The sequence below is a fragment of the Lacticaseibacillus suihuaensis genome (genome assembly GCF_054785075.1).
The window spans coordinates 1-5,947 of the sequence record NZ_BAAGBJ010000027.1 but is presented as its reverse complement, the minus strand read 5'-3'; the positions used below and the strand labels follow the sequence as shown (position 1 = coordinate 5,947).

The 5,947-nt window shown below is 44.3% G+C and carries 7 protein-coding genes and 1 pseudogene; 7 read left to right on the top strand and 1 reads right to left on the bottom strand.

Annotation, left to right across the window (positions count from 1 at the left end; translation table 11 throughout):
- Positions 1 to 97: 97 nt before the first annotated feature.
- Positions 98 to 1,172, bottom strand: a pseudogene (locus tag ACYVRZ_RS12940) (IS1380 family transposase).
- Between the two features lie 317 nt (positions 1,173 to 1,489).
- On the opposite strand from ACYVRZ_RS12940, the gene ACYVRZ_RS12935 reads away from it, so the two are divergent.
- The 7 genes from ACYVRZ_RS12935 (at position 1,490) to ACYVRZ_RS12905 (ending at position 5,835) form a co-directional block, all read left to right on the top strand.
- Positions 1,490 to 1,861 (top strand): DUF1304 domain-containing protein, encoded by a 372-nt coding sequence (locus ACYVRZ_RS12935; protein ID WP_125706724.1) that lies wholly within the window; start codon positions 1,490 to 1,492, stop codon positions 1,859 to 1,861.
- A 471-nt stretch (positions 1,862 to 2,332) separates the two neighbouring features.
- On the top strand, positions 2,333 to 2,701 hold the full coding sequence (gene mscL / locus ACYVRZ_RS12930) for a large-conductance mechanosensitive channel protein MscL (RefSeq protein WP_203634035.1): 369 nt from the start codon (positions 2,333 to 2,335) through the stop codon (positions 2,699 to 2,701).
- A 108-nt stretch (positions 2,702 to 2,809) separates the two neighbouring features.
- Complete coding sequence (locus ACYVRZ_RS12925) at positions 2,810 to 3,058, top strand: GlsB/YeaQ/YmgE family stress response membrane protein (RefSeq protein ID WP_033572653.1); 249 nt, start codon at positions 2,810 to 2,812, stop codon at positions 3,056 to 3,058.
- A 15-nt stretch (positions 3,059 to 3,073) separates the two neighbouring features.
- Complete coding sequence (locus ACYVRZ_RS12920; protein WP_164507541.1) at positions 3,074 to 3,214, top strand: hypothetical protein; 141 nt, start codon at positions 3,074 to 3,076, stop codon at positions 3,212 to 3,214.
- Between the two features lie 593 nt (positions 3,215 to 3,807).
- Entirely contained in the window at positions 3,808 to 3,978 is a 171-nt protein-coding gene (locus tag ACYVRZ_RS12915) for an IS110 family transposase (RefSeq protein WP_461227441.1), read from the top strand.
- 190 nt (positions 3,979 to 4,168) lie between these two features.
- The gene (locus ACYVRZ_RS12910) at positions 4,169 to 5,239 is read left to right on the top strand and encodes an IS30 family transposase (RefSeq protein ID WP_461227443.1); all 1,071 of its coding nucleotides are present in this window, start codon (positions 4,169 to 4,171) and stop codon (positions 5,237 to 5,239) included.
- Between the two features lie 137 nt (positions 5,240 to 5,376).
- Positions 5,377 to 5,835, top strand: a complete 459-nt coding sequence (locus ACYVRZ_RS12905) for a hypothetical protein (protein ID WP_461227439.1) — start codon at positions 5,377 to 5,379, stop codon at positions 5,833 to 5,835.
- Positions 5,836 to 5,947 lie beyond the last annotated feature (112 nt).

The window sequence follows — 5,947 nt, the reverse complement described above, 5'->3', positions numbered from 1 at the left end:
TGAACCATCGTCCCAGACGTATTCTGAACTATCTTCGCCCATGCGATTACTACCGATGCATGGCGTAACAGCCTAGACCACTATCAAGAATTCGTTATCATCGTTGCACTTGACTTGAAAATTGAAGTATCAAAATGAGTTTGAATAGTTGAACGATGTTGTAAGAAACAGCACTGATCAAGGCCCTAGCAGCGTTCATCGTAAACGAGTGACTGTCAGTCTTGTCGAAAGCAAAACCGGCTTTCAATTCTTTGATCAGATCTTCGACTCTTCCGCATTGACGATAGCGGGTGATCAATGTTTCACACGGAATCTTCGTATCATTAGTGACCAACCAAGTATGATCGTCCCAAAGAAAAGACTCAGCCTTACTTTCAGAATGCACGATCACGCGATAATTATCCGCCAAAGTTTTAACTTGATAGTCCAGTTCGTGGTCTTCACTTCGAAAATCAGTCGTCATCTCAGGGGATTGAGTTGCCGTTGTGGTGAGTTCGTTAATGCGGTTATTCTTCTTCAGCCGGACAATAAATTTAACACTGCGCTTGGCACAGGCTGCATAAAACTCTGGCTTGGCAAAGCCTGAATCACCGCGGACTGTGATGTTCATATCAGGGCGTAAGGCTTTAAGATGATCAAGGATCGGGGCGATGAACGTATCAGCATCGCTACTGGTATAGACGTTACCCGGGCGCAACTGCGCACCTAGTAAAAGCCCGGTGGCATCATCAAAAACCAGCAGAGGGTGATAGCCATTAGCTGAATAATGACCATTATAGGTTGCGTGTTCTTGATGGCCGAAGGTATCCGAGTGTGTGGAGTCGATATCAAGGATCATTTCAGTGCGTGAAGGATCTTTAAGGACCACATCAGCCAGTTTCAGTAACAGGTTTTGGATTTCAACCAGATTATCTTGAGTCAGGCTTGCGATGAAACGTGAAATAGAAGCTTGAGAGGCCACACTCACCTAAAGCAGTCCTAATAGCAGGATCCTGACGCCAAGTATTTGCCGCAGAGTCAGTGCAATAACCGGCAATCCGGAGCATAAGCGTAAATTCAAATAGATCTACGAAAGAGATCTTGGCAAATTTTCGCTCATCATTAAAGAAAATCGTATTACGAATCAAGTTTTTGAGGTGGATCCGATTGTTAAATTCAATTGGTAGTATCATTCCAGCATCATTGGATAATTGTCCGGCGTCGTTGATAACAGATAAATGAGGATTGCATTGAAGTGAAGTTGCGCGTAGTCTAAGCATTGTGTTATGGCCTTCATATTGTTGGTTTTCAGCGACTCTACAATATCCCAAGACCGCACCCAGGTGAAAAACACAAAGCAGCGCAACTTCATGCCAGTCATGAGGTTGCGCTGTATTTTTTCGTGTTTAAGAATAATCCAGGCTAAATGTTCTCCCGCTCCGAAGTCTGTTATACTATGCTTTATCGTATAAATTTCAATTTTAATGAATTTCTTTAGGGGGAATAGGTAATGCTATTTGTAAAGGATATGTTCGTGTTACTAGTCGCCGTTGAGGCATTGCTGATAATGCTTCTCGAGATGTTTGGCACCCAAACAAAAATGGCCCGTAAGGCTTTTGACTTGTCAAAAGGATATCTTGCCACCAAAGAAGCCAAATCATCGATGGCAAACCAAGGACTATATAATGGATTCATCGGTGTAGGCTTGTTATATGCTCGATATGGGCTCAGTGGTGGTGCCTCCTACCACGTTCAGATTTTATTCGTGGGTTTTGTCGTGCTTGCTGCCGCTTTTGGATCACTGACAGCTAACAAGAAAATCATATTTACACAGGGTAGTCCCGCAATCGTAGCGCTTTTTCTGCTTATATTTGTACACTGATGTGCTCCTCATAGTAAGATAAACTTTGGCTCCTAAAGAAACGGTAAGAATCGTTAGATATGCCAGTTAATTCTGATGAGGATAAGCTATTGAAAGTATTATTGGCCTGCCATCCGGTGGGCTTTTTGATTGCAAAAAAATAAGCCCCATATAGGGACTAGGGTGTACTAATTGGTATGCACATGGTTGGTACACGTGACTACTCTGTGGTCTTTCATGACGTGCAAGTTATATGGGCCTCGCCTCTAGAATGAGTTATTATTGAGTGCCACGGGTGCTCAAAATATCGGTATAAAAGCATTTCTAGTTTTTTGTCTTGTCACTGATTTGCACTGATTTTCAAACCTAGGTGATTATCTAAATAGCTAGGCAGACGCCAGCCAATTCATTATGAGGCGCTATTTTTAATTTTCAGAACGTCCACACTCTGCTATAATTCTATTCGTAACATAAAATTTGGAGGCATTCAAAATGATTAAAGAATTTAGAGACTTCATTATGCGTGGCAACGTTCTAGATCTTGCAGTAGGTGTCATTATTGGCGGTGCGTTCACCGCTGTTGTAACTTCCCTGACCAAAAACTTGATCAACCCAATTATTTCTATGTTTGTAGGTAAGGCTGATTTAAGTAAGCTATATTTTACAATTTTGAACGCAAAATTTACGTATGGCAGCTTTCTTAACGACGTCATTAACTTCTTGATCACTGCTTTTGTAGTCTTTCTTATTGTCAAGACGGTTAATCGTATTATGCCGTCTAAGAAACCTGATGCTCCTGTTGTTTCGAAGGAAGAACTCTTACTTACACAGATTCGCGATTTACTGCGCAATTCAAAATGAGCTATCATAAGTATAAGAGGGAATAGATACCTTCGGCTTTCTTTTTGGCCTTAACTCCTGTATACTTATAATTAGTAACAAAGAATATATTTAATGGGAGGGATTTACATGCACTTCATTTGGTCACTAATTGTTGGCGCAATAATCGGTGCTATTGCTGGCGCTATTACAAGCAAAGGAAAATCGATGGGTTGGATTGCAAATATTATTGCTGGGCTCATCGGATCATCTATTGGTGAAGCACTACTCGGCCATTGGGGTCCTAAACTTGCTGGTATGGCAATAATTCCATCGATAGTTGGTGCAGTGATTGTCGTAGCGGTTGTATCATTCTTTGTTGGTAGATCTAAAGATTGATTGGAGGTCATATGCATGGATGCTTTAAAATCAATTTTTACATTTATGGTAGCCAGCACTTTGCTGGTTGGAGGAGCTCTGGTAGCTGGTACAATTTTGGCAGCCAAGGAAATAGATAAGGCTGGGGATAAATTGCAGGATTCGATTCATGACTAATGATATACGGGCCGTCTGTGATAGACACACGTTCGCAAAATCCTGCTGAAAGCGTAACTTTCAGCAGGATACGGTACGGTTGAGGTACGAGAAGGCCTGATGCTACACACGGCAAAGGGTATCGTGGCTTAAGATGCATCGAAATTAACCCCAGCTCGGCATGTCAATTGGCATGCCGAGTTTTTTTACTCTTTCAACGAGCTATACCAATCAACGAGCTATACCAATTACCTAGCGGCACGAAAAGCTGTGAGCTCAGACAAAAAGTACTCCGGCGGGCTGGTCATGGAAAGCAATGTCGCTCGTCGGAGCTAACTCGCAAAAACCGCGAGTGGATCTCCTTGTATATTAGATTTATCAGTTAGCACCACAAATGGACTACACTGATAACGAGCGCTGCGGATTAGTTTGATCTCCGACAGACCTTGTTAAGGTACTGGTTCGAGAAGGCTCTAACCACAGCTTTTTGTCATATTGTTAATGAGTTAGATAACACGTGGTGCACTGCGCTTCGATGTTTAATTTGACGCAAGGTTACATCGGCAAAAAGCTTGTGGAGCACAGTGCATCTACATATTTGAGGAGCGAGTGAGATGTTATACGTAGGAATTGATGTCGCCAAGAAAAAACATGACGTCGTAGTTATTGACCCTGAAGGAACCATCTTTGTCAGACACCTTGAGATCACCAACAACAGCGAAGGCTTCCAGTGTCTAAAGCAGACGCTGCACAATCTCATGCGAGCAACTGGCGACACTGTTTAAGTAGGGCTAGAAGATACTGGCCACTACTGTTACAACCTCATCTCGTTCCTACGGCAAAATGATTTTGCCCCGCGTTTTACAATCAAGTTAGCAACTATCGTTAGCACTCAGACAAAATAAAAAACACCAAGTCGATACGACCTGTTATCATTAAAGTTCCTACACAATTAATGAAAGAGGTATCGTCTTGATGCAAGAACAGAATATCATGTCTCACACCAAAGGTCACCATCTGACTGCTTTCGAACGTGGAAAAATCGCTGCACTTCATGGAGAGGAGAAGTCAAATCGAGAAATTGCACGCATACTTGGTATCTGCCGGCAAACCGTCGCCAACGAGCTAAACCGAGGCCAGATCGATCAGGTTCAGAAGGTCAATGGCAAGCGTGTGTATCGCACTGAATACAGCGCTGAGACAGCCCAGCTTCGCTACGAAGAGAACCGGCGGCGATGCCACAGACCCCTCAAGCTCGTCCAAGCCGCTGACTTCATCGCCCACTTCACAGAACACTTCAAACAAGACGGCTGGTCCCCAGACGCCGTGGTTGGTCGCGCCAAGAAGAAGAAGCTCTATCGACCTGAGGAGATGGTTTGTACGGCGACGCTGTACAGCTACATTGATGCTCAGCTCCTGGAGATCAAGAATATTGATCTGCTGGAGAAGACCAGCCACCACACCAAGCACAAGGCCAACACTCAGCACAAACGACTGCTTACTGGACGTAGTATCGATGAGCGCCCGAAACGTGTGGATAGTCGCCGTGAGTTCGGCCACTTCGAGCTAGACACAGTGGTGGGTAAGCGTGATGGTCAAGAGAGTGTCATTATGACGTTCATCGAACGCAAGTCCCGTTTCCAGTTCATGCGTCTGATTGACGGCCGCGACGCCGATTCGGTAAACTACGCCATGCGCGGTATCGTTGCGGAGTACGGCGACGTCATTAAAACGGTTACTGCCGACAATGGCTCTGAGTTCGCCGACCTAGACTCGGTGCTCGATGGCGTGACCACTGTGTACTATGCGCACCCATACCGTTCCAGCGAGCGCGGCACCAACGAGGTCCACAATAAGATGGTTCGGCGAGACTTCCCCAAAGGTGAGTCCTTAGACGCTGTCAGCCCACTAGCTGTCGCCGAGACTCAAGATCGGCTCAACCGCCTCCCTCGTCGCCAACTCAAATATCGCACGACCGAGGAAGTCTTCATCGCTGAGCGCGCTCGAGCTCAGCGACGAGCTGCCAAGTCAGCCGTAGCCAGCTAACTCAACTCATCAAAGGTAACAGTTCGCCTCACGGTGTCGTGCCACGGAGTGGCTAACTTGTTCTTGCAATTTGCGAAAATGATTTTGCCGTGTTTAGCTATAATCCCTAAAAACCGCAATTTCACAAGGGGAAACATTTGCCTGAAGCCTTACGTAATCAGATAGTGACTAACCTTGATTTTGACAAACTGGAGCAGTTAATTCGAAATCGTCGGCGAGGGGGATACTTCAAGGAAGACGGGGAGCAATACTGGCCTGGCTTCGGATTAAAACGGCTTTGGCAACACGTTTGTCGATCGTTAAATTGTCCACAGAGAATTCGTGCTGAAGTGAAGCACGTTATTGGAGCAAGGCTCAATGAGTTTTATAATGCATATAATGATTGCATTATTTCCGATGAAAATCTCCCAAGTCTTGATATACGTGACGCATTTCAAGATTACACGCCAGATTATGCTCAAAAGTCATATTTAGTGGCTGTTCAAAAACGTGTAGCGTTTGATACTAGTGATTTTAGGACATTACTGTCATATAATAAATGCATCCCGCGTTTTACAATCAAGTTAGCCACTATCGTTAGCACTCAGACAAAATAAAAAACACCAAGTCGATACGACCTGTTATCATTAAAGTTCCTACACAATTAATGAAAGAGGTATCGTCTTGATGCAAGAACAGAATATCATGTCTCACACCAAAGGTCACCAT